The organism is Streptococcus rifensis, from assembly GCF_053203525.1.
This window is the reverse complement of the sequence record NZ_JBRUCW010000005.1, coordinates 35727-59118: the sequence shown is the minus strand read 5'-3', so window position 1 is coordinate 59118 and position 23392 is coordinate 35727. Positions and strand designations below refer to the sequence as shown.

Annotated in this window: 24 protein-coding genes; 1 reads left to right on the top strand and 23 read right to left on the bottom strand. The window is 39.7% G+C overall.

The genetic code is table 11. From position 1 onward, the window contains the following. Positions 1-34 precede the first annotated feature (34 nt). The 20 genes from ACVRYP_RS04415 to ACVRYP_RS04320 all read right to left on the bottom strand — a co-directional run bounded on the left by ACVRYP_RS04415 (position 35) and on the right by ACVRYP_RS04320 (position 18621). Positions 35-1876 (bottom strand): VirD4-like conjugal transfer protein, CD1115 family, encoded by a 1842-nt coding sequence (locus ACVRYP_RS04415; protein WP_447467547.1) that lies wholly within the window; start codon positions 1874-1876, stop codon positions 35-37. Next, entirely contained in the window at positions 1877-2404 is a 528-nt protein-coding gene (locus ACVRYP_RS04410) for a hypothetical protein (RefSeq protein ID WP_447467546.1), read from the bottom strand. 60 nt (positions 2405-2464) lie between these two features. Beyond that, positions 2465-3379, bottom strand: a complete 915-nt coding sequence (locus ACVRYP_RS04405; RefSeq protein WP_447467545.1) for an LPXTG cell wall anchor domain-containing protein — start codon at positions 3377-3379, stop codon at positions 2465-2467. 53 nt (positions 3380-3432) lie between these two features. Next, on the bottom strand, positions 3433-4383 hold the full coding sequence (locus ACVRYP_RS04400) for a hypothetical protein (RefSeq protein WP_447467544.1): 951 nt from the start codon (positions 4381-4383) through the stop codon (positions 3433-3435). Then, complete coding sequence (locus ACVRYP_RS04395) at positions 4367-4627, bottom strand: hypothetical protein (RefSeq protein WP_447467543.1); 261 nt, start codon at positions 4625-4627, stop codon at positions 4367-4369. The genes ACVRYP_RS04400 and ACVRYP_RS04395 overlap by 17 nt, the downstream gene beginning before the upstream one ends. Before the next feature lie 25 nt (positions 4628-4652). Further along, complete coding sequence (locus ACVRYP_RS04390; protein WP_447467542.1) at positions 4653-5321, bottom strand: hypothetical protein; 669 nt, start codon at positions 5319-5321, stop codon at positions 4653-4655. 20 nt (positions 5322-5341) lie between these two features. Next, positions 5342-7942: a phage tail tip lysozyme gene (locus ACVRYP_RS04385; RefSeq protein ID WP_447467541.1), complete on the bottom strand. Its 2601-nt coding sequence runs from the start codon at positions 7940-7942 to the stop codon at positions 5342-5344. An 11-nt stretch (positions 7943-7953) separates the two neighbouring features. Continuing rightward, positions 7954-10320, bottom strand: coding sequence for a VirB4-like conjugal transfer ATPase, CD1110 family (locus ACVRYP_RS04380; RefSeq protein ID WP_447467540.1), 2367 nt, complete (start codon positions 10318-10320; stop codon positions 7954-7956). Next, positions 10274-10630: a PrgI family protein gene (locus ACVRYP_RS04375; protein ID WP_447467539.1), complete on the bottom strand. Its 357-nt coding sequence runs from the start codon at positions 10628-10630 to the stop codon at positions 10274-10276. The genes ACVRYP_RS04380 and ACVRYP_RS04375 overlap by 47 nt, the downstream gene beginning before the upstream one ends. A 71-nt stretch (positions 10631-10701) precedes the next feature. Beyond that, positions 10702-11115, bottom strand: coding sequence for a lactose transporter (locus ACVRYP_RS04370; RefSeq protein ID WP_447467538.1), 414 nt, complete (start codon positions 11113-11115; stop codon positions 10702-10704). Positions 11116-11159: 44 nt separating this feature from the next. Then, a complete protein-coding gene (locus tag ACVRYP_RS04365; protein ID WP_447467537.1) occupies positions 11160-11891 on the bottom strand; it encodes a hypothetical protein in 732 nt (243 codons plus the stop codon). 21 nt (positions 11892-11912) lie between these two features. Continuing rightward, positions 11913-12137: a hypothetical protein gene (locus tag ACVRYP_RS04360; RefSeq protein WP_447467536.1), complete on the bottom strand. Its 225-nt coding sequence runs from the start codon at positions 12135-12137 to the stop codon at positions 11913-11915. Positions 12138-12192: 55 nt separating this feature from the next. After that, the gene (locus ACVRYP_RS04355; RefSeq protein WP_447467535.1) at positions 12193-12330 is read right to left on the bottom strand and encodes a hypothetical protein; all 138 of its coding nucleotides are present in this window, start codon (positions 12328-12330) and stop codon (positions 12193-12195) included. Positions 12331-12465: 135 nt separating this feature from the next. Then, on the bottom strand, positions 12466-12777 hold the full coding sequence (locus tag ACVRYP_RS04350; protein WP_447467534.1) for a YdbC family protein: 312 nt from the start codon (positions 12775-12777) through the stop codon (positions 12466-12468). Further along, entirely contained in the window at positions 12774-13112 is a 339-nt protein-coding gene (locus tag ACVRYP_RS04345) for a hypothetical protein (protein ID WP_447467533.1), read from the bottom strand. Before ACVRYP_RS04345 ends, ACVRYP_RS04350 begins: the two co-directional genes overlap by 4 nt. Positions 13113-13373: 261 nt before the next feature. Beyond that, on the bottom strand, positions 13374-13529 hold the full coding sequence (locus ACVRYP_RS04340; RefSeq protein WP_447467532.1) for a hypothetical protein: 156 nt from the start codon (positions 13527-13529) through the stop codon (positions 13374-13376). Between the two features lie 54 nt (positions 13530-13583). Next, positions 13584-14450, bottom strand: coding sequence for a replication initiator protein A (locus tag ACVRYP_RS04335; RefSeq protein WP_447467531.1), 867 nt, complete (start codon positions 14448-14450; stop codon positions 13584-13586). Beyond that, entirely contained in the window at positions 14451-14642 is a 192-nt protein-coding gene (locus ACVRYP_RS04330; RefSeq protein WP_447467530.1) for a hypothetical protein, read from the bottom strand. Between the two features lie 636 nt (positions 14643-15278). After that, positions 15279-17909, bottom strand: coding sequence for an ABC transporter permease (locus ACVRYP_RS04325; RefSeq protein ID WP_447467529.1), 2631 nt, complete (start codon positions 17907-17909; stop codon positions 15279-15281). 10 nt (positions 17910-17919) lie between these two features. Beyond that, entirely contained in the window at positions 17920-18621 is a 702-nt protein-coding gene (locus ACVRYP_RS04320) for an ABC transporter ATP-binding protein (protein WP_307121102.1), read from the bottom strand. Between the two features lie 108 nt (positions 18622-18729). Between ACVRYP_RS04320 and ACVRYP_RS04315 the strand changes: the two genes are divergently transcribed. Beyond that, positions 18730-19305, top strand: coding sequence for a TetR/AcrR family transcriptional regulator (locus tag ACVRYP_RS04315; protein ID WP_447467528.1), 576 nt, complete (start codon positions 18730-18732; stop codon positions 19303-19305). 90 nt (positions 19306-19395) lie between these two features. Here the strand turns inward: ACVRYP_RS04315 and ACVRYP_RS04310 are convergent, their stop codons facing one another. The 3 genes from ACVRYP_RS04310 to ACVRYP_RS04300 all read right to left on the bottom strand — a co-directional run bounded on the left by ACVRYP_RS04310 (position 19396) and on the right by ACVRYP_RS04300 (position 23392). Then, entirely contained in the window at positions 19396-20811 is a 1416-nt protein-coding gene (locus tag ACVRYP_RS04310; protein ID WP_447467527.1) for a glycoside hydrolase family 32 protein, read from the bottom strand. Between the two features lie 8 nt (positions 20812-20819). Next, positions 20820-22433, bottom strand: coding sequence for an ABC transporter substrate-binding protein (locus ACVRYP_RS04305; protein WP_447467526.1), 1614 nt, complete (start codon positions 22431-22433; stop codon positions 20820-20822). Between the two features lie 71 nt (positions 22434-22504). Then, positions 22505-23392 carry a carbohydrate ABC transporter permease gene (locus ACVRYP_RS04300; RefSeq protein ID WP_307121098.1) on the bottom strand — a complete coding sequence of 296 codons (888 nt, stop codon included), beginning with the start codon at positions 23390-23392 and terminating at the stop codon, positions 22505-22507.

The window sequence follows — 23392 nt, the reverse complement described above, 5'->3', positions numbered from 1 at the left end:
CTGCTAGGCTTTCCTAACAGGTTTTCTCATTTGCTTAAGAAGCTAGACTAAAAGGCAAATCAGCTTCTAAGACTTGTTTTTCTGTGGTGTTAATCACCCTATCATGGTTCACGTTAGCATCCCAATCATCCATATCTGACATAGTGCGAATGTAACGATACCAATTTTCATCACTTGGGCTATTTGCCAGTTCTTTTGCACGTGGATGCTGAAGCACGTTTGTCTTTTTATCCCTGAAGACATTCTGTTTTGAGATAAAGATAAGGGCTTCATCAACTCCGATACGTGCCACCTCGTCAGGTGTCAGTAGGTCACGTTGGATAGTCTGAATAGACTCACTGCTTGACCCTTGTGTTGAACGTGTTTTAGATTGATTTTTGACATTGATAGTCTGCTTACCACTCCGCATAGAGAAGTAATTCATTGTTTCTTTGTCATTTGTTCCCAGGTAAACCAGAGTTGCGCAGTTATTGAAGATGGTTTCCCATTGGTCTTTATAGAGCGCCTTCAGTTGGCTAATAGCCTGAATGATAATATCAATAGAGATTTCACGTGAACGGACTGAAGAGAGCGTTTCTGTGAAATTTGGGAAACGTCCGAAGTTAGCAAACTCATCTAAGATAAGTCTGATATGGAGTAAGTTTTCAGGTTTACAGGTTGGATGCAACCCTTGAATAATCTCATCAGCCGTTTTAGGAAGTTGTCTAAACATCATGGTAAACATGGTTGTAGCAATGAAATTAAAGGATTTATCTGTTTCAGGGATTGCAATGAAGACCGCTGTTTTCTCCGTCTGCCATTTTTCCATTTCCATTGAATCACGTGCGGTCAGATTTCTAACTGCATCATGGTCAAAGACGGCAAATCGTGAAGATGCCACTGATAAGACCGAGGTCATGGTTTTTCCTTCAAAGTTCCCGTTGAAGAGTTCCCATTGTCTGTTTGCATAATTCCCTGGGAGTTCTTCTTCAAGCTCTTCAAACATTCTTTCAACTACGCTAGGCGTGTCCTCATCCTCACGCCTGATATTCCTTAAAAGGTCAGCAACCTGGGCAATGTTTGGCTCATATTTCTTTAAAACCTTACCGTCAAAATAGAGATACCCTATTAAAGCACGCATCAGGAGCATTTCAGCTTGATTCCAAAAGTCCTCCCCTGAGTTATCTGAGCGTTTTGTCCCTGCAATAATCGCTTCAGCAACCCTATCTATATCTAGTTCATCATGCATATAATGAAAGACATTGAATTGATTAGAATTGGTCAGGTTTACCAGGTCAAAGACTTTAATTTTGTACCCATTCTCCTCAAGCATTTTCCCTGTTTCACGGACTAGAAGCCCTTTAGGGTCTGTGATAACAAATGAACTGTTCATCTGCATCAAGTTTGGTTTTACGAAAGTAAAGGTTTTACCATCACCAGGGAGACCAACCGTCAATGTGTTTTTATTAAGTTGACGATTGAACGGAAGGCGTTTGTTGAAAAGCCCCATTCGTCCATTTTGGCTGAATATCATATCATTTTCAGGCTCTTTATCCCGAAAAGAGGCTAGCTCTTTGACCGTGGCGTAACGAGCTGAACCGTACTCCTCACCGTAACGGTAACGACCTTTGTCGTTGACTCTTAAATACAACATCATGACGATTAAAAATGCTATACCCCCACCATATAGACTAGTTTGAGTAAACTGAAAATCAATTAAAGACTTGCTTGACCAGTTAGCTGACATCCAGTCGATACGGGATTCATCAAAAAAGATAACACCTTCAGTCGCAGGGGCTAGGTCATAGAGTTTAACCAACCAATGCATTGCATAAAAGAGTAGCAAACCTACAATCAGATAAGGTATAAATTTACGCTGTTTTTGTTCAGTAATCATCTACAACCCCTTTTCATCTTTAGCAATTGCCTTTTTAGGCGTTGGAACTTTAGCTTTAATCTCAGCCTTTACCTGCTTCTTGTAATAAGTGAGCTTTTCCTTCAGGGTCATGTTTTTTGAACTTTTAACCAGGTTATATGACAGCTTTTCAGCCTTTTCAGGGTTCGTTAAATCATTGATTATACCTTTGAAACTTGCTTCAAGCGCCTTCACATTTTTTGCATCAATAGCAATTGTACTTGTCCCGTTTCCATTATCCTTGATGGAAAAACCAACATCATAGCCCTTGAGGTATTGTTCCAGGCGTTCTGTATTGACTTCATGATTCATAAAGGTTTCAAAATGCTTGGTCTCTTTAGTTGCCATAAATTGATTCCAGTTAGTCTTTTCTGAGAAAACAGTATTTTCACTGTGGCTTTTCATTGACTGATAGCCATTTTCCATAGCGTAGTAAAGAGCCTTAAGCATCAATTCCCCTGTGAGTTTGTAAACCTCACCGACCTTCATTCCAACTCGTTCTTGGTCCATTTTTACCTCCTTTTTCTAAAAATAAAAGCGGTAAGGATTGTAACCTACCGCTGTTATAAGTTAGTTGCTTTTAAGTGTTCTTTTCTTGAGGAAATATGCCACTAGCCCTGCAAAAATAGCTGTTCCAATACTTGCTAATACGCCTGACTCCTCTCCTGTGTGTGGGAGGGTCTTTTTTGAACCTGATTGGTCTGTTACAGTAATGGTCTTATCTTCATTGACTTTTCCTCCAACTACTTCAGGAGCTACGGTAGCCGTTGACCCATCACTATATACCACTACTACCTGACTATTTTTTGTATCAACAATCTGATAGCCTGTATCAGTGTAAACAGGAGCTGAAGGGGTGACATTAGAAACCACCTGCCCTGTTACTGTTGAAGTTGTCCCAACTTGACTAGCTCCTGCATTTACTGCCGTTTGAGCAGTTACTTTTGGATTGTTAGTTGGAACATTAACATCAGGAATTACAGTAGCAGACCCACCATCAACAGTTGGAACTGTCACTGTATTTTCAGTTGGCTCGCTTGTTTTTGATTCGCTTGTTTCATCAGCATCCTGCTCAGGCTTTTCAGTTGATGATGGTTCAGTTGATGAATTTTCTTCAGGTGTTGTTTGAGAAGGTTCTTCAGGTGTTGTTTGAGAAGGTTCTTCAGCTGATGGCGGTGTAACTTCAGTTGCAGGAGAAGTTTCCACAGGTTCGCTTGTTGAAGGAACTGTCACATTAGGGTCAGTCGGCACAACAGTATTGACTTCAGGAGTGCTTGGTACTTCAGTTGAGGTTTCAGGAACAGTTGGAATAACAGTATCATCTGAAGGAGCTGAAGAGCTATCTGATGGTGCTTCAGGTACTGAAGAAACCGCAGGAACATCAGCAGTTGCTGGTATGTTTTCATCTGCAAGTGCTGTCAAGGGACTTGCTGAAGCAAGAACTACTACTGATGTTAAAGTGATAAATTTTGTCCATTTTTTCATGATATTACTCCTATATATTTATGTTTATTTTTATAGTGATTTTTATAGCTATTTTATTCAGCAAAACTTGAAAATTTTGGCTGACCAACCAGGACATAGCCATACTTGGATTTTTTATCTTCCTTGAAGGGAAGCGTAAGACGAACGGTCTTAACGTTGCTGTCATCATCTCCCTTGGTTGTCACGACAAAAGTTACTTTGATAGTATCTTTTGATGATGACACCGTTTCATAGATGGATGATTGAACCTGAGTCGCTTTTTTAGCTTCTACACCTTCAGCCTTCAAGTCCTTACTCAAGAAGTCTGACAGATTGTCTGAGTTTCCTGAGTAATAGTTGGCAATGAAGAATCTGCCGACTACCTCAACCTTACCCTGGTCAGCTTCAATCATCAAACGATTTTCAATATTTTCAATTTTTTGGGTTTGAGCTTGTATCAGGCTAAACCCGAATACCAACATTCCTAAAATCCCCAAAGTGAGCAACTTCCAAATCAGCCCACTTGTGAGGATGTTTCCTCCTGGAGCTTTTTGAGTTTTTGGTTCTTTTGGTGCTACTGCTTGTTTTGGTTTTGAACCCTTTTGAGCCTTCTTTTCTTTTTTAGGTTTCTCAGTGGGCTTAACCAGGTCTTTTTTAGGAGCAGGTGATTCTTCCTTCTCAATCTGAGGTGCTGAGATTGGCTCTACAAGCTCATCTTCAGTTTTTTGTGTGACCTCTTCTGCGGAAACGCTCGCCTGTGGCTTACGCTGAAGCAAAGAGAAGCCTTTTTTCTCACGCTTCAATCCGAAGTTGGAAAGGGCTTCTTCTACAATTTCCTGAAGGGGAAGGGTAAGAGTCATATTGTCCAGGAGCGAACCATCTTCAGCAACTTGTTCAAGCTGAAGAGTGAAAGACTCATGCCTATCTTCAGCCCAAACGGATTTTTCGTTGATAATTGATAACAGTTCATCTCGGTTAGGACAAGTTTCTTGTTGACGTGACTGAATATTAGTAATCCGATACATGACCGTCACCACCATTCTCAGTAACTGCCTCAGTTTTAGCAAAGAGTTCAAGGTCTTCAATTGATTTACCTGATTCTGCCATCAAAGCGACAATATAATCAGCCTTCAGAGTTTTTAGCTGTCTATTCAGCTCTTTTTCTTTATTGGCTAATTGAGATTTTTGGTCTTTGACCTTGCCAAGTTCAGTGTCTAATTTGGTGATTTTAGCTTTTAGTGTTTCTGATTGTGATTTTCTAGTAACCATTCTTTTTCTCCTTTTCGGTAGCTAGTTAAGAGGCGACTTCTTCAGAGCTTGCCTCCACATTTTCTGTTGTTTCTTCTTCCTCAGAAGATGCTTCAACTTCTGAAACTTCTTCTTCAGACGAGGTAGTGTTATCCAAGATTCCATAATCACCTGTTTGGTCAGTAAGAATAATGGACTCAATATTATTCACCTTGAGCGTACCATTATCATTTACATAAGTCAGGCGAAGCGTGAGCTTATTCATGACATCCTTTTGAGCCGTGTCATAGTTCTTTTTTTCGTCAAGTAAGGTATTAACATAATTCACCTGTGTTATAACAGATAACTTTTCTTGGTTGATATATATTTCAGAGGATTTATAAATAAAATCAACCACAAATCCTTTATAAGTCTGACTAACGGGTTCATCTTCTTTAGCAACCTCCTGATTGTAAAGAGCATCAGTCATAAATTCCTTATAACGTTTACGATTCTCACCCAGGTCTTTCTTGGTGAAATAGTTGATAAGAAATTCTTCCACCTTATCCTGTGTGAGTTCTTCTTCTTTCATACTTTGATTTATTTCAATTTCATCAGTCTTGGTAGTTTTTCCTGAAGAAGTCTGACCAATACCTACACCAATGAATACTGCAATAACAACTAAAAGAAAGTACCCAATCATTTTTAAATACCTGATTTTTGTTTCATCTAACATATTTTTCCAATCTTTCTATTTTATTTTGGTGGAATGGCAAATGTATAGTATGTTTGATTTGTCCACACTGCCCAATGGATTTTATTCTGAACGCCACTAACGTTACATTCTGAGATAAGAAATGAACCATCAGGATTTACATACTCGACATAGGCAACGTGACCATAAGCAGGAATCGTATTTCCAAATCCTCCTGCTACTGATACTACTGCGCCCGCCACAGGTGTATTACTAAATTTCCATCCTTTAGCTACTAGATTTCTGACCCAATCTTGACCATTTCCATTATTTGATGACAATGCACTTGCTCCATGACCTGCTTCAATAAGTCTGTTAGCAACATACCAGGTACATTGCCCTACTGGATAATAATTTCCTTGAAGAGACCTTGTAACTGTTGCTGAAGAAGGATAGCTTTTGATTTTTGAAGCATATTCGGGCGGGAAATCCCACGAGCTTTGAAGCACAGGACTGCCACCCCTAGAATTGCCAGCCGTTGGATTTTTCAAGTATTGCTCAACTTGTCTAGCATTGTTTTGACGTTCTTTTAACTTATCTCCTGAGTTACCTTCCCAATAGACCAAAAACTTAGTCGTCAACGTATCAACATCATCACTAGAATGAAGAATATCTTTAAGAGTTTGAATATAGTAAGGACTGTCACCTTCCCACATAAAATCTAACTGAAGTTCCAGGTCATACCACTTTTTGCCCTTTGATTTTGCATAATTTAACAGAGCAGTATGACGTGTTGAACCATCTGCTGTGTCAGTCCATTGTCCTAACCCTAAACCTCTTCGCAAAATATTTGGATAACGACCATTATAGATAGTTGGACCGTTTATCGACAACCAAGCTGGGTCATCCCAAGAGTTAGCAGAAGCACCAACAGGAGGGCTTAAATAATCTCCTTCAGCACGTTTAGCGGTAATAGATGATTCTGTCCAAAAATTCCCTAACATAGCTGAAACACCGTTGATAGTGATTTTACCGTCTTTCTTCTTTAAGTAGTTATATATACTAGTAATTTTTTTACCAATATCCCCATCAATATCCATATCTGAAATAACTGATGTTGTTTGATTGTATTCTACTTTTGGAAGATAGAAACCAACGTTGACCCAAGCCCATTGCTTCTTTTTCTTGTTCTTAAGTTTCTTATAATAAACCTCTTGACCTGATGACTCGCTGACCTCGCCAATCTCATCACCTGCCTTGACCCTATCCCCGTTTTTAACTCGAAGACGTGCCACCTTTTTATAAGTGAACTCAGCGGAACTGGTCTTAATAATGACATCTTTTCCCTTGATTGTAACCTTACCGCTCATGACAGCATATAGCTTGTCTCCTTGGTTCGCTTGTAGAATTGACCCGTTATACATCTTGGTTTTTGAAACATACCCAAAACGCTTATCAATACGGATAGGGTCTAACTTCTCATCATCAACCTTATTATTAAAAGGATTGTCCAGGTCATTATAGGTCACATAATAGCCAACTTCTTTTGCTTGTTCCAATATTTCATCATAGTCCTTAATCTCATCCTTGCTTAGTTTGAGATACTTATTATCAGTGGACGTATAAATATCAGACATAGTCTTCAGATTGTCTTTGTCACCGTTTAATTCTTTCCAAAGGTCAGACAAAAGTTCCTTATAAGAATGTTTGAATTGATACCACTTCTTATCTTTGGAATCATAATTGCTATTAAGAGTAAAGTCTTCATGCTTATATCCCATGAACATCATGATTTCATCAATATTTGTCCAGTAGTCCACTTTGTCATTTGATTTTTCACGGTCAATCTTAGAAAGGTAAGTCCAGGAATCTGTCAGGTCAAATTCATTTTGAGAGACAGTTGAACTTCCACCACCTGTGATTACTCCTAGAAGAGCTAGTACCAGGAAACCCAAAAACATAATTAGATAGGCTTTAGAGGAAAGTGGATTTTTTAAAACGGTCAGGATAGGTTTGCTGACGGTACTTGCAACTTTCTTAGTAGTGTTGGCGGTCTTTCCAGCTTTTGATACTCTTAATCTTGCACGCAACCGCTGATACTTGTTTTTGACTTTTGTTTCCCATCGATTAGAAGCGGGAGTCCTGGTAAACCCACGACCACGGGCAAGGTTATAGGTGCGGTTTCCCGCTCCATAAACGCCCCTGGTTGCTCCTTTACCAACTTTTACAGTATAATTACCAATCTTCTTAGCTTGTCTGATTTCAGCGTGCGTACGCCTGATATTTTGGCGTGCTGAAGCAATATCTTCAAGAACGTCATTATCTTGAAAAGCAGAATCAACAAAATGAGAAGCTTGATAATGAGCAACCTTTCTGAGCTTTTGAACACCAGTTCCACCGTTACGTTGGATGGCTTGGCGTTTCTTTGTTTTAGTGGTCTGTTTACGCTCTTTGAGCGTTTCAATCTCTTTGCTAGCGACCTTCCGTCTTACCTTTTGTTTCTGCCCCAAGTAACGCTTTTCAGCATCTGTCTTGGGTTTAAGAATCCGAGATTCCCTCTTTTCAGCTAGCTTATAGCTATTTTTCGTTGTCGAGAGGTTAGAACTGGCTTCCTTATAGTCACGCTTGGCATCTCGGAGGTCTTGTCTTGTCTTTCTTGACAACGTAACACCTCCTAAGCATCTGTGGTTACAAGTTCATAAAGCCTTGTATGACTAGGTATAGGATTTTCAAAAGGTACAACAACCTGACCTGCAACAATTAGACCAGTTCCTTTTGCTTTTGGTTTTTCAATATACCTGGTAAGAGTTGGAGTTAATGTAATAGCTTTTGATAGAGCTACTAAGTCAGACTTCTTATGCTTCAAGAGAATCATGAATTCACTATTTGAAACTAACTTACGTCCTTCTTCCTTGTTCATCAAAGTTTCAATATTTTGTGTAATCGCTGTGGCAATCGCTCCATATTTACGAACCCTTGAATATAGTTCAGTAAAGAAGATAGCCTGTGCTTCTTCCTTGAAGAAAAGTTGAACCTCGTCAAAATAGATCCGAGTTGTCAACTTCCCTTGAGAAGCAACAACCTGATTCCAAATGTAATCTTGAATAACCATCATAGCAAACGGCTTGAGTTTCCCTGATAGACGTTTCAAATTAAAGACTACGAAACGGTCAGTTATATCAACATTAGTCTCATGTGCAAAGATATTTTGCGACCCTTTAGCATAGATTTCTGATTTAAGCGCTAGCTCCTGGGCTTCAGGTTCAGGCTGTTCTTCCAAAATGTCATGCCAATCTTTAAGGGTTGGGGTCTTATTACTACCTGCAAAGCGCTTGTAGGTCTCACGGGTGACACGGTCAATGATGGTATATTGAACGTCCCCAACTTCATCAAGGATAGACTCGAACAGACCCATGAGCAAGTTTGATTTATCCCCAATAGGGTCATCATCCCCATCTTTCAATTGACTAACATCAGGCAAATCCATCAGGTTTAAATGTGATTTTGAGCCTATGAAAATATCAACCAACTGCGCTCCAAATTCTCGACCTATATCTGAATACTCATCTTCAGGGTCAACAATAATGATACGGTCTTCAGGGTTTTTAAGATAAGTTGGAATGATTTCCATAGTCTTAACTGTAACAGATTTACCCGAACCTGAAGAACCAAGTACCACACCTGAACCAGTATTTAGGTCAGCCTTACGGTCAACTGTGATAACGTTATTTGACAATTGATTTTGACCATAATAGAGCGCCCGTTCGCTTTCTGACTTGAGGTCAACATTTGTAAAAGGAACTTGTGTTGCAAGGTTAGACGTAGTCATATCACGGATAAAGCGACGTTTTACATTTAAGAATGTATGACCAATAGGAAGGATAGTATTGAGTCCTTCTTCCTGGTAGTAGTAACACTCCTGAAAGTCAACACCAACTTTACGAGAAGCTGTCTGAATCTTGTCAGTAATGCTTGCAAGTTCGTCTTCATTATTTGCTTTGAAATACACTGCAATCAGTCCTGAAAAGGCTTTTTGGTCATTGTCATCAATCTCTTCTTTCCACCGTCTTGTAGATTCTGAAATTTCACGTGCTCGACCGCTGACCGCCAATTCTTGGTCAACTCCTTCTTGAGCACCTGAACGTTGAGCCTTAACCATTTCAGCCTTAATAGTTGTATCAGTGTTGTTTATTTTCTTCATAAATCCTGAAGGTTCATACGGTTCAGCCTGAACCGTAATTGCCAACTCAACCCCAATATCAGTTAGATTTTTTATCATGCGGTCAGTCAGGAACGTTGGATAGTTACGTGCATACATAACTTTTGCTACCCCTTCATTTATTCTAAAGCGATTCTCTAAGAAATGAAGCCTGCTTGGTGCAATAAAATCTTTTGTGTGCAATTCTGATAAAGCAATATCTTTAAAGGTATAAGGAAGCTTACGCTTACCAAGAAGTAACTCAGAAAACACATCAAGACGTTCTTTCCCATCCATTTCCTCAAAGGAAATATCCATCTGAGAATATTGATTCTCAAGTGAATTTCCAAGTTCACTAAGGTTAGCATCAGCTTGCCCTCTGTTATACGCTTCAGTCTTCAATGTAACAAATTTCTCAACCTGGAAATTTTTTGAGTCACTTGAGAAACGGGACTCAATGATTTCATTATATTCCCTACGAAAATTATCAAAACCGTCATCAACTTCTTCATATTTGATTTGGTCAATAGCGTTATCTTCAATTCTTCGGTTAATAACCAAGAGTTGGTAAGTAGTGCCTGCATCTAATGAATTGAGTGCTTCAGCGTGGGTATCAATCACGTCAATCTTTTCATCCTGGTTAGCGGATATATAAGCAACATCACCCAAGCGATACGTCCGAGACCATTCATTTTTTGCAATATGCATCAGTCCATTTTCAAAAAGACTGTTGTATTTAATTGTATTTTGAGTTGAAGCCTTCAAAGAGCGTTTCAGACGTGCCTTACGTTCCTTTTCAGCCTTCGTCAACTTCTTTGACTTTCTTCCAAGATTTAAAATCATCTTTTGTGAACTCCTCTCCTTCCTCAAATTCTGTGATAAAAGCTCTCTTTTGAACTTTTAGATTAAACATAACTTTGTCTTTGACTGCTTCATCAAAACCCAACCCGTAAATTATAAAGGGAGGGGCAATAATAAGTGTCACAAGATACATAAAAATATCTGAGAGTCCCATCAGAGAAATCGCAATCGTTAAAGTAACCACAATCCCGACTCCCAAAAATAAAACCAGTAAGCGTTTAGTTAGTCCAAAAGCTACTGGTCTTTCATAGTTGTCAAACTCTTTCAGGAACTCACTTCCTAATTTATTCATACAACCTCTTTCTAGCTAAATTAAAAAACACCTTGCTTAGCAAAGTGTTTGTTCAACATTTATAATCTTCTCTAGTCTTTGGCTTCAGCAATAGTCAAAAAAACTGAAGCTACAAGACCTAGTGCCATAATTGTTAAAATGACCTTATTATTGAATGGTTGCACGCCAAGGGACGTATTATTAAGAATAATAGAATCATAAACAATATAGATTATAGTCCAAAAAATAGCAAATCCTATTGAAAATTTAATCCAGTTTATCAAGACTGATAGGATAAAAAACGGAGTTGCAATCAGAAAACCAAAAATCATTATAATTCCTGAAAAAACAATCCCAAAGAATGAGTTAATTCTAGACCAAATAGAGCGTTTAGCCAGTTTAGGTACTAGTGTTTCATTTTGAGTAGATTGAGTAGTCACTTCTCTAGCAGAAGTAACTTTAAAATGATTTCCTTCACGTTTAAAGTGGTATTTACTTTCTGACATGTCCTCACCTCCTATCATTCTATTTTACCAAATTTCACTTGATTTTACATGGCGTTTAAGAGTGTTTTTGCCAAACGTTGGCTACCAAATAGACAAATAATATAAACTATCCCTTTACCGATTGAAGCAAAAGCCGTTACCCAGTCTCCACTTCCTGCTTTGAACATATCGTCAATAATCAAAGCAGGATAGAGTTTTGCAATAATAACGAGTAGCAATCCCTGAAAAGCATAAGCTGAGAAATGCTTTAAGAAATTGATTGCAACGGTTCTTGTCTTTTCTGACATAAAAAATGCTACTATCAGAGGAGAGACTGCCTTCAAAATATACATTTGGAAAAATCTCATGAAGACAAGTATTTTAGTGCTAATGTTTCCAACAAAATCAACGACTTTGGCAACTATCCCAACAACTTGTTTGAATATCCAACCACTAATACCTGACGTATCAACATCAACTTTAAAATCCTTATTTGGTAAAACACTAGAAACAAGGGCAATTCCCCTGTTAAAGACGAATACAATAAAATCAAAAATTTCTGAGATATTGTAAACCAAGATAAATGCAATGACATATCCCAAGGCTATTTCCATCCACAGCTGAACTGTCAAACCTCCGCCCTCTTGTCCCAATCTTCTATTCCAGGATAAAATATCAACTAAGAAGAAAGTCAGAATCAAGATTGATGCGACAGGTAATAAAGCGTTATTGATTTTATCTGCATACTGATTGACTGTTGAACTATATTCAGCTAGAGAATTTGTGATATTATCCATCACTCTAGCTCCTTTCGAGACTTAGTTAATAGTACCAAGCAAAGTAATGATTGCTTGACAAACTGAAGCTCCAATAATACCGACCGCACCACCGTTAATCATTGAATTCCCACCTTTTTCTTGGCGCATTGAATCATTATTGTTACGACCTCCAAAAAAGTCAAGCATCCCTGTCAGTACCCATACAAGTCCTGTAACACTGACTACGATTTGAACGATTTGAAATACTTTAATTGCAGTTGCCATAATTTTTTATCCTCTTTCTTTTTTAAAAATTTAATATAATGGTGATTTTTTTGACTTATCCAAACCAACCATAGTAATAGAATTTTGGTCCATATCCTACTGAACCATCTGAATACTTATAGACCTTTCGCCACCAATAACCACCTAAAGATTGATTCCAGGTAGCCACCAGGCGACGGTCTCCGTGATACATTGATGCTTCCACCTTAACTGGTGCAATTTCCCCCTTTAGAAGAGCCCCCCAACTGTTCCTAATGTTCCAGCAAGTGTGAGCATAAGGCTAGTTTTAATCACTTTTTTTAATAATGTTGATTTCATTTTTTCTCCTTCACTTCTCATCTAGTTTCAAGCCTGATACAGCTTCTTTAAGGACTTTCATTTCATCCTCAAAAAGTGTAACACCTTTTCCTACTCGTGAACGGTCATCTTTCCATGACCTAATGTCATATTTAGGCTCAGCATCATTCCATGAAATAACATTGAGCTCTTTTTTCCATCCCGTCTTCGCTGTGGATAATGTTGCAATGTGCTTAACCAATTTGAAACGGATTGGCTCATGATTGTCTTTTGTTGGATGACGGCTTGACTTATTGTTGTTTTGTTGGTCTTGCCAACCATTTTCTCTTTGCCAATCCGTCATGTACTACCTCCCGATTTATCTTTTCTAGTGCGGTGATAGCCTGTACCAGTCAATCTTAAAACATTGGTCAAACCAAAACGCTCCCTTCTTGCAATCAATATCCCATTTCTTTCGATTGTGCGAATTGCTGAAAAGATAGTTTTGTACTCCATTTTTAACTCAACTAGCATAGGTTTTCCTGCTACATATCCTTTTCTTGATACCGTTCCATACTTTGGTTTCAATACCATGACTTCACCTGAATCAAGATAGGCTGAAGCACCACCTTCACGTCCTAATTGTTTTAAATCTCTAATGCAAACCTCATTGTTTGCCAAGTCTTTAAATTTATTCATTCTTTTCTCCTTCTCGAATAAATTTAGGTTAATTTACACCCATGCTGTATAACCTTCTTTTGATTATATCCGTATTTCATACGCACCGTTTAAGGTGAAAACGGCAAACCTGCGTCAATGCAATGTGTGACTGAGGCGAGAGAACTCGCTTTACACTCCGCCCCCAATTTTGTATCTCATAGTCACGCTGTATCAGGGCAGAGGGGGTATTCAATTTTCAAAGGTCATAGAGTAGTTTTATGACTTGCTCAGGTCAAGAGTTTAAAACTTAATATCTTCCCAAAATGCTAGATAATGTTCCTTTTCAGCTCCTGTTTGGTCTAAAAGGTCAAGCTGATTTTGAGCCAAACTTGATAGGCTTTCATTTTCATTAGATAATTGAGCGATTCTTGTGATGATTTTTTCTCTAATCGTCATTTCTTAAATTCTCCCTTATAGTTTTTCAAAGAGCTTAAAAGAGTATCAGTTCCTTTACCCTATATCTTTTATTTGCTGTTTTCGCATAGATTGATTGACTTCTGCGATAATGCCATTAAAAACATATTCAGCAATCATTTCTGACGAACGAGCAAAACGCATATTTTCTAACGCATATTGATAACGGTCATCAAAGTGAACCATAGCGTAATCAGCAACTGAAGGTGATAAGTTTTCTTTCAGGAGTTGGTCATGAACCAAATCCCAAATATAGTCTTTATCATACTTAGTTACTTTATCAACTTTTCTAGAAAGAGAATTTAGGTTTTTTTCTTCCTCATCCTCAGAAAGAGTTAATTTAATCTCACTCTTTTTAATCTCACTCCTTTTAGTATAAGTTGAGTCGGATTTTGCGACTTCTTGAAGTCTAGTTTTACGACTTTTTGAAGTCGAATTTTGCGACTTCTGGAAGTCGGATTTTACGACTTCCGTTGAATTTACTGCATTTATAAGCTTTTCCGCATCTTCGAACTCCAAATTAAGAATCTGAATATCTGTTATTACATTCTTAACGTAAATCCGATTTGCTTTATTCAAACCCTGTCTAACCTCATCGATTAAACCATATTTGATAAGTTCTTTTTTTAGTTTCATTACTTTGTCACGACCACAACCTAGGTCTTCAGCCAGGTCTTCAATAGAGTAATAAATGAAGATATCACCTAAATCATCTACAAATCGTAAATCCCCTTTGCGGGTGCTATCGAGGGATGCACTTAGACGGTCACGACAAAGCATAAACATCAGTTTTGCTTCAGCTTTTAATTTGCGATAATATCTAGTACCAATTATTACCTTTGGTAATTGATAAAAATTATCGCTATTCAAAGCTTGCTCTAAAGAAATTCTTCCGAAAGCCATCTATCTCACCTCACCAACTTTAAGCATCATGCCACCATGTTTAGGAAATTTAATCATGTTAAAATCTTCAAGCTCATTTATGGATGCTACGACCCTATCACGTGACCAACCTGTTTGATTCATTAGTGATGTAATCACCAGGTTTCTTGATTGACGTTGTTTAGCACGTAATTGTTTTGATTTCTTATGCATAAAAAACTTCCTCCGTATATACTTAAACAAAACAAAAGAGAACGTATTTACGTTCTCTTAATGTTATTTATTCAATTCTCCCAATTCAGGACACATACCCGTTCAAAAAAATTAGGCAATGGTCAGACATAAAAAAATTCAATATTATGGTACCTATATCACCAGAAATGAAGATCATAAACAGTAGAGAGATTTACTGTCATTCCAATGGTTTTTTTGCGACAAAAAAGCTGGGATGACCTAGCCTGAGGACGTAGACAAACCCTAGTTTTCTGTCAACAGGACATTACGAAGTTCTACCAAGGATTTAAAGAGTTGATTTTTGCGAGCTGAGCGAGCAATTATCGAAACTTTCCGCTGTGATAAAAGTGCCTGAAACTATTGCGTTTCAGGCACTCGGAAGTTTTGGGGTGAAATAGTCCAGTGGAGTAAAAAGGTTCAGTGAACCTTTTTAGCCCGTCTTCAAAAAATAAGAAAAGACGGTCAGGTCTGAGCTTGGAAATAGAAAAGCGAAGAAGACTCAAAATTTAGGTTTGGAATCCCGAAGGGAGTCGCTACCGTCCGTTATCAGCTAAGGAAAGTTTCAAAAGAGACTTTGTCTTCAATCTGAAGTTGGGATGTGCCAGCCTTCTTTCCTTATTCATTTGCCTTCAAAGCTTCTAACATATCTAGTTTTTTCAGGCGATGATTGACCAACCAACCGAGAACCGCCAAGATTAAGGTAATCGTCACAATCGGAATTACCCAAACTTCCGGTGTCACCTGTGGGTTAAACATCATGCTGTCTGGTGCAATCATATCAATCAAAAAGAGGTGCAGATAATGCCCTGACAGTAACCCAAGAGCAATCCCAATCAAGGTCAAGACAATGGTTTCTCGGTAAATATAAAGCGTCACTTCCTTGTTATGGAAGCCTAAAACCTTAATCGTTGATAACTCTCTGATACGCTCTGCCACATTGATATTGGTCAGATTATATAGAATCACCATCGCAAGCAAAATCGACACAGCTACCAATAACATCATGGTTGAAGCCAAGGAATCCACAATCAGATTAACCTGCTCGACCACAGATAGGTTTTGAGAGACTGCAGAAACTGCTGACAACTCTAAAAACTGCGCCGAATGTTCCTTAATCGCTTGTTCATCATTAGCTTTTAACCCTATCAAATAGGCATCCGATGCATAGCTTTCTTCAAAAACATCTTCAAAAGCTTGAGCTGACATAAAGACAAAATGCCCCGTAAAAAGTTGAACCACACCCGTCACAGGAACCGTTACCGTCTGATCATCCCGTGTCAAGCTTATCTCGTCGCCTGCTTTAGCGCCGTAGAGTTTGGCTAATTTCTCAGAAATAACAACACCATCTGAAGATAAGGAATGCTCTTCTTTGGTTTTTGCATCTCGCATATGGAGCAATTCCCCAAAATCACGCCCTTCTGTCACCATCAGAGTCAGACTCTGTTTGTCTTCAACCTCAGGAAAAACATGGGTCAAGCTATCAGTATAAATTGGGAGATAGGCCTTAATGTCTGAGCCATTTAGGGCGTCGTCCAGGTCTTTTTGTTCTGCTTCACTGGCATCCTCTTTTTCAACCACTAGCATGTCGTAGGTTAAAATCTGTCCAAACTGCGTATCTGAAATCCCACTGAGCGATGACCGGATCCCTAAACCAGCATAAAGGAGGGCAATGGACCCGGCAACTCCAAAGATGGTCATGAACATCCGTTGTTTGTAACGAAAGATATTACGGGCTGTTACCTTATGCGTAAAACTCATCCGTTTCCAGATAAAGCCAAGGCGTTCCAGTAAAATCTTTTCCCCCCTAACCGGTGGTTTTGGCTGGAGTAGATAAGCCGTCTGCTCTTTCAAACCTTTATTAGCAATCAAATAGGCTGGTAAGACAGCAGAAATCAAAGATAAAATAAGAGATAAGACGTAATAGATAGGATAGCTAAAGAGGGTTGCTTTCCCGATGACTGTGCCGGTTGAGATGATACTTGAAATCATGGGAGCTAGGATAAATTGGCCCCCCAGAGTTCCAAGAAGGGTTCCGACAGTCCCTGTCACTAAGCCATAAATGATAAATTTTCGACGGATGGCTTTGCGGCTGTAGCCAAGGGCTTTAAAAATCCCTGCATTGGTCCGCTCCTCATCTACAAAACGCGTCATTGTCGTGAAGGTGACAAGGGCTGCCACAAAATAAAGAACCACAGGAAAGACATTGCCCACCTGAGAAATGGAGGCTGCCGAGGACCCATAGGTCTGATAGCCCTGACCTCCTGGCATGGTCCGGCGGTTAGAAACCCGATAGGTCGGCTCCTTTAAGTCGTCCAATTCTTCTTGGGCGTCGTCCAATTTGGCTTGCTCTGTTGTCAAGGTCTCTTGGAGCTTGACCAGTTCAGGTACATCTGACACACTTCGTCCTAAAGCCTTCAAGACTTTTGTTTGATTGTCTAGTTGTTCTTTAAGATCATTTAATTCTTTTTGCCCCTTAGCAATCTCTGCCTCAGGTTCTTCTTTGATTTCCTTTAACCGCTCCATACCGTTATCAGACAAAAGGTCTTCCAGAGCAGATTCCTCTTGTGCTAAGCCCTTCTGATAACTGCTACCAAAGGGGTTGAGCTGTCCTAAATCTTCAAAACGCAATCGGGCTACACTATAAACCTCAGCATCAAAAGCTGATTCGTCAGCCACAGCGTACCCGTCTAACTCGCCAGACCCTTTTTGACTGGCCCCAAAGCTGGTTTCTGACCAAATATCACTAGCCTTGATAAACCCTGATACAGTATAAGTGTCAGCTGTTAGGGTCCCATCGTCGTCTGATTCAAAGGTAATGGTATCCCCCAGCTCATAGTCTTTTACTAGGTTGGCAGATAAAGCAATCTCTTGGTCCGTTTTAGGCAGATGGCCTTCAACTAAGACTGGTTGCGACAAGGTCTTATCTAAAGAAAAGACACGCAAAGACGCTTCTTGATCCTTGACCAAAACATCCTGCAAATAGCCAAAGCTGACCGTCGCCTTGTCAAGGCTTTTTAACTCGTCCTGATCATGCTCCCCTAAGCCAAAGTCCGCCATCACCACGAGATCCGCGACCAGATGCTTGTCTAAAAAGGCCGCACCCGTTTGCTCTAGGTTAGGGCCAGCGACTTTAAGCCCGACTAAGGCAAATGATCCCAGAGCCATCAGGCTGACAATGGAGAAAAAACGAGCCTTGGTCTTACGAATCGAGCGCCAAATGTCTCGCCAATAAATCCTATTTCCCATCAGATACCTCCTAATATTCCAAGGTCGCAATATCTTGCGGTTCTTGGTTAAGGTAGTGGTCCTTGACTTTGGCGTCACGCATGTGGATAACCCGATCTGCAATCGGCACCAGGGCCGAATTATGCGTCACAATAATCACCGTGGCGCCTTTTTCGCGAGCCATGTCCTGCAATATTTTCAGCACTTGCTTACCTGTCTCATAGTCGAGAGCTCCAGTTGGTTCATCACAGAGCAAGATCTTAGGGTTTTTCGCAACAGCACGGGCAATGGAAACCCGCTGCTGCTCACCACCAGACAACTGGGCCGGAAAGTTGTTCAAACGGTGACCTAGCCCTACTTCTTTTAAAGTTTCTTCAGGGTCAAGGGCATCCTTGACGATTTCAGACGCTAGCTCCACATTTTCCTTAGCCGTCAGATTACCGACTAGATTGTAAAACTGAAAGACAAATCCGACATCATCCCTGCGGTAATCCGTCCGCTGACGGGAATTGTACTGCGCAATGTCTTGGCCATCGATGATGACCTGACCAGTATCGCATGTATCCATGCCTCCTAAAATATTTAGCAGGGTCGATTTTCCAGCACCTGATGCGCCCAGAATCATGACCAGCTCGCCTTTTTCTATCTCAAAATTAAGGTCTTGATTAGCCATGATTTTAGTTTCGCCTACCTGAAATCCTTTGCTCAGATTTTTCACTTCAATATAAGCCATTTTCCCATTCCTTTCAGTATTGCTTTCATCCTAAAAATATTATATAATCTTCAAAACTAAAACTCAACAGACAATTTTCAACAGAGTGTTGAAATAAGGAGTTCCCGCATGAAACGACAAACAAAAACCAAATCTAAGATTAAACAAGCCTTTTCAGAACTCCTCTTAGACAAAGGATTTGACCGCTTAACCGTTAGTGATATTATTGAAAAGGCTGCGATCAATCGCAGCACCTTTTACCACCATTATGTAGATAAATACGATTTGAGAGACCGACTGGTCGCGGATATGATTGACCAACTCATGGCCATCTTAACCACTGCTCTCCTCAAAGATTCCATTCTTAAAGGCAAGAACGATGCCTTATTTCAGACCATTTCACAAACCCTTGAGTATTTAAAAGAAGATCATGTTTTTGTCCGAGCCCTGGTCATGTCTAACCAGACCACCTTTCTTTCTGATTTATTAAAAGAAATCATGGAACAATTCTTCCACTACGCCAAGGACCTTGACCAAGATGATCAGATCACACCGCTACAGTATAAGTCAGACTATGAGTACGAGATGTTTATCGCCAGCATCGTCTCAGTCTTCCTCCTTTGGGTCAAAAAAGGCATGACTGACCCCATTTCTGAAATCGCCCAACTCATCACAAACCAAGTGCAATTGATTTATAGGGGCTAGAACAGACTGCCGAAAAGAAGAGGCTGTGCAAAACACAGCCTCATGCCATTTTCTATTTTTAGAGACTTTTTGCCCAGCCTCTTCTTGAGATTAATATTGTAGCCTGCTGATTCCTGTTTGAACAGTCAGTTTGGCTGTGTTTGCTTTAGCATAGAAGGTTGATGTCATGCTAATTTTACCTTTATTAGCAAAAACTTCAAATGCAGACTTGTCGATAAATAGTGTTAGCTCATTGACACCATTTGGCAACTGAACATAACGTTTTAGGAGAGGACTTGTTTCCTCACCACCTAGCTGATTCGCTAGTCCGCTCCGATCAAGGGTCAATTGATTGTTTTCTAACGATAACCTAATGTAATCATCAGGTCCTCCAATAGTCAGAGTCCAACTCGCATGTTCTTCAGAAATCAGATCCAATCTTGACGGTGACTTCAACTCTTCTTCCCATAAGTCGCCCTGGCTTAATTCGACAGTATTCCTACCTTTACCTGGTAAAAATGGTGTTTGGACTAATTGTCCATCAACAATTGTCAACTCCCGCGCTAAAGTCATCATGCCTGCCCAGTTATGGTTGAGGTCTTGTGTTGGGATTTTTCTCCCCCAGGCTTGCATCCAAGCAATCATAATGCGACGCCCTTGATCGTCTTCGAGGGATTGGGCTGCATAGAAGTCATGACCATGGTCAATCTCGTCTATTTTTTCGAGCACAAATGTTTTTGTTGACCAATCTACATGACCAAAACAGATAATGTTGGAATTAAGATTTTGAAAATCTTGGCCAGACTGTGGGAATTTCATAGGGGACATGATTAAGCAATCTTGACCCTTCAAATTGAAGTAATCTGGACATTCCCACATAATCCCTTGATCTGTCGTTCCTTTCAAAAAGATCGATTCGAAGGACCAATTCTCTAAGTCAGTTGAACCTAGCAAAACAATACAGCCAACCTGATCGACATGCTTTGCAGCAACAACTGCATAAAAGTGACCGTCTTTTTCAAATAGTTTTGGATCTCGAAAGTCAACTGAGCTAATTTCCGGAATACTATCACCAGTCATCACAGGATTAGAGGTTAATTTTGTAAAAGAAATACCATCCTCTGAAACAGCCATGTTTTGCACCTGACGAATCGAACCGTCCTCTTCAACAATATGACCAGTATACATCAGCCACAAACGATCATCTTTGACAATTGCACTGCCTGAGAAACACCCATCTTTATCATAAGCCATGTCAGGAGCAAGAGCTACAGGCAACTGCTCCCAGTGCAATAAATCAGTTGATTTGACATGCCCCCAATGCATGGGCCCCCATGAAGAATCATAGGGATAGTATTGATAAAAGAGATGGTACTCTCCACGGAAGTAAACGAAACCATTTGGATCGTTAATCCATCCCACAGGAGCTGTTAAGTGTTTTTCGGGCTTAAACTGATCATTAACGTTTCCGATAGATTTGGAAATATAATCTTGAGCTCGTTGCAAAGTAAATCGTTCTTCAACCATGTGTTCTCCTATTTTTCAGTATTATAAGAGTCATAATACTTCTGCTTAATCGCTACAAATTCAGAAAGTTTGAAGCGTTCTAACTCTTGGATGTATGTATCCCATTCTTCTTCGACACCACCGTTAACAATCCATTCAGACCGTTTACGGTTAACATAATCCATCAGGTCGGCAGAAATCAGATCAATTTTTTCCAAATCCTCTGGATCCATAAAGACTCTTGGATAGATATTATCATTAGACATATAAGGGACATAATTTTCTTCTAACAGATCCAAACGCCATTTAGCGTCATCTGGCATTGTTGTTACGGTGCCATAGTATTCATCGAGGATAGCAAGACCTCCGCCAACTTCTGTTTTTTGACGAAGTTCACTTGGAGCTGTACCTTCTAATGGCAAGTGTTTAAGCATGTTGTTTGCTTCATCAAATTCAAAGATATTTTGTTGTTCTTCATCACCATAGGTTCCCCAGTTGTTTTGAACAGATTGAAGTGGCTCATACATAAGATCCAACCAACGAGCTGTCAATTCCAAGTTTTTATTGGCACTGGTGATGATGATACGATCGCGTGAGAAACCAATATTATTGGTACGAGTCACATTCTTTTGACCATCCGGTCCTTCTAAGACAGGTAGGACATCGTAGTTCTCACTTCCTGAAACGTTGTTAGAGTCCCAAGTGAAATAAACACCGTATCGCTGTTCATTACCTTTAGCAATGTAGGTATTCCAATCCTGCTCGAATGCTTCAGGGTCGAGCAAGCCTTCTTCCTGCAGCTGGCGCATGAAGGCAACACCTTCTTTATAGTCTTCGTTATCCGCCGTAAAGTCTACCACACCATCATTTCCTACAACAATATGGTCATCATTATCACCGATACCAAATGCACCAAAGAGCAATTTGAAATCTTCATTACCTCCATTGTTAATGAAAGACATTGGAATTTCATCAGCCTGACCATTTCCGTTAGGATCTTTTTCTTTAAATGCTTTTAGAACAGTGATGAGCTCATCCGTCGTCTGAGGCATTTCAAGGCCTAGCTTATCAAGCCATTCGGTGTTGATCCAAGCCATGTCATTCACACTATGGATGGACTCTTTATCGGAACCAAGCTCCTCGATCCATGGAAGTGAGTAAATATGTCCATCTGGCGCTGTCAGCATCGCCTTGTATTCCGGATTATCATCCAAAACTTTTTTAAGGTTTGGCATATACTCTTCAATTAGGTCTTCGATTGGAATAATAACGCCGTCGTCTGCCCAATTAATCAATTCAACATCTGAGGCTCCTGCATTCCAAAACACATCAGGAAGATCGCCTGAAGAAATGTCTAGGTTACGTTTTTCAGCATAGTCGCTAGTATAGTTTGTCCAGTCGATATGGAGGTTTGTTTTTTCTTCCAAACGCTTATAAATCAGCTTATCATTAGGATCTTGTGGGGCTAATGTTGAACTCCCTGTCGTGATTTTTAAGCTGACCTGTTCTTCCAATGGGAAGGTGACATTACTGAGTTCGTAGTCTGGTGATGATGCTCCACCACCAGAGTTACCACATGCAGCAAGAGTGATTGCAGAGAGGGTTGTTAAACCAAATCCGGCAAGTTTTTTCCATGTTTTCATTTGAAAACCTCCTAAATATTTTTTAATTTATTAAATGAAGTAAATAACTTGGACTATGTCCTATCGAAGCTTTATCCTTTGAGGGATCCAACCATAACACCTTTATCAAAGTATTTCTGGAAGAATGGGTACATGATCAGGAGCGGTGCACTGGAGATAACGATTGTCGCATACTTAATCATTTCTGCAATTCGCTTCATTTCAGCCATAGCAGCTTGACCACCAACCATATTTTGTTCTGGTGTATTTTGAATCAAAATCTTTCTGAGAACTAATTGTAATGGTTCCAAATTTGGATCTTTGAGATAGATCATTGCATCAAAGTAGGAGTTCCACTGGCCAACAAAGGCATAAAGAAAGAGGACAAACATAATCGGCTTGGCTAATGGTAGCATGATTTTCAAGAAAATTTGAAAATCATTAGCTCCGTCCAGTTTCGCCGATTCAACGAGTTCTTCAGGAAGGCCTTGGAAATAGGTTCTCGCTAGAATGATATTCCAGACATTGATGGCTCCTGGTAAAACAATAGCCCAGATGGAATTTAGCATGCCAAGATTCTTAACTAAGAGATAGGTCGGAACTAATCCACCACCAAAAAACATGGTGAAGATTAAGAACCCGTTAATCCATTGACGTCCTGGAAGATCTTTCTTTGACAAGGGATAAGCTGTTAACATGGACAAAGCAACCGTAATCAAAGCGTAAACCGTAGAGTAGAGGAATGAATTGAGAAAGCCTCTTAGGATAGAAGAATCCGAAAAAACACGTTTATACCCTTCAACTGTCCAGTCATCTGGGTTAAGGCTAATGCCTTTTGATAATAGAGCCGATGGCTCGATAAATGAAGCCAATAAGATATACACGAGCGGAACGAATGTCATTAAAACAATTAAACCTAGTAGGATTCTATTAATCCACAAAATACGTCTATCGAAATCTGTTTGAAGATGTGCGTTCAT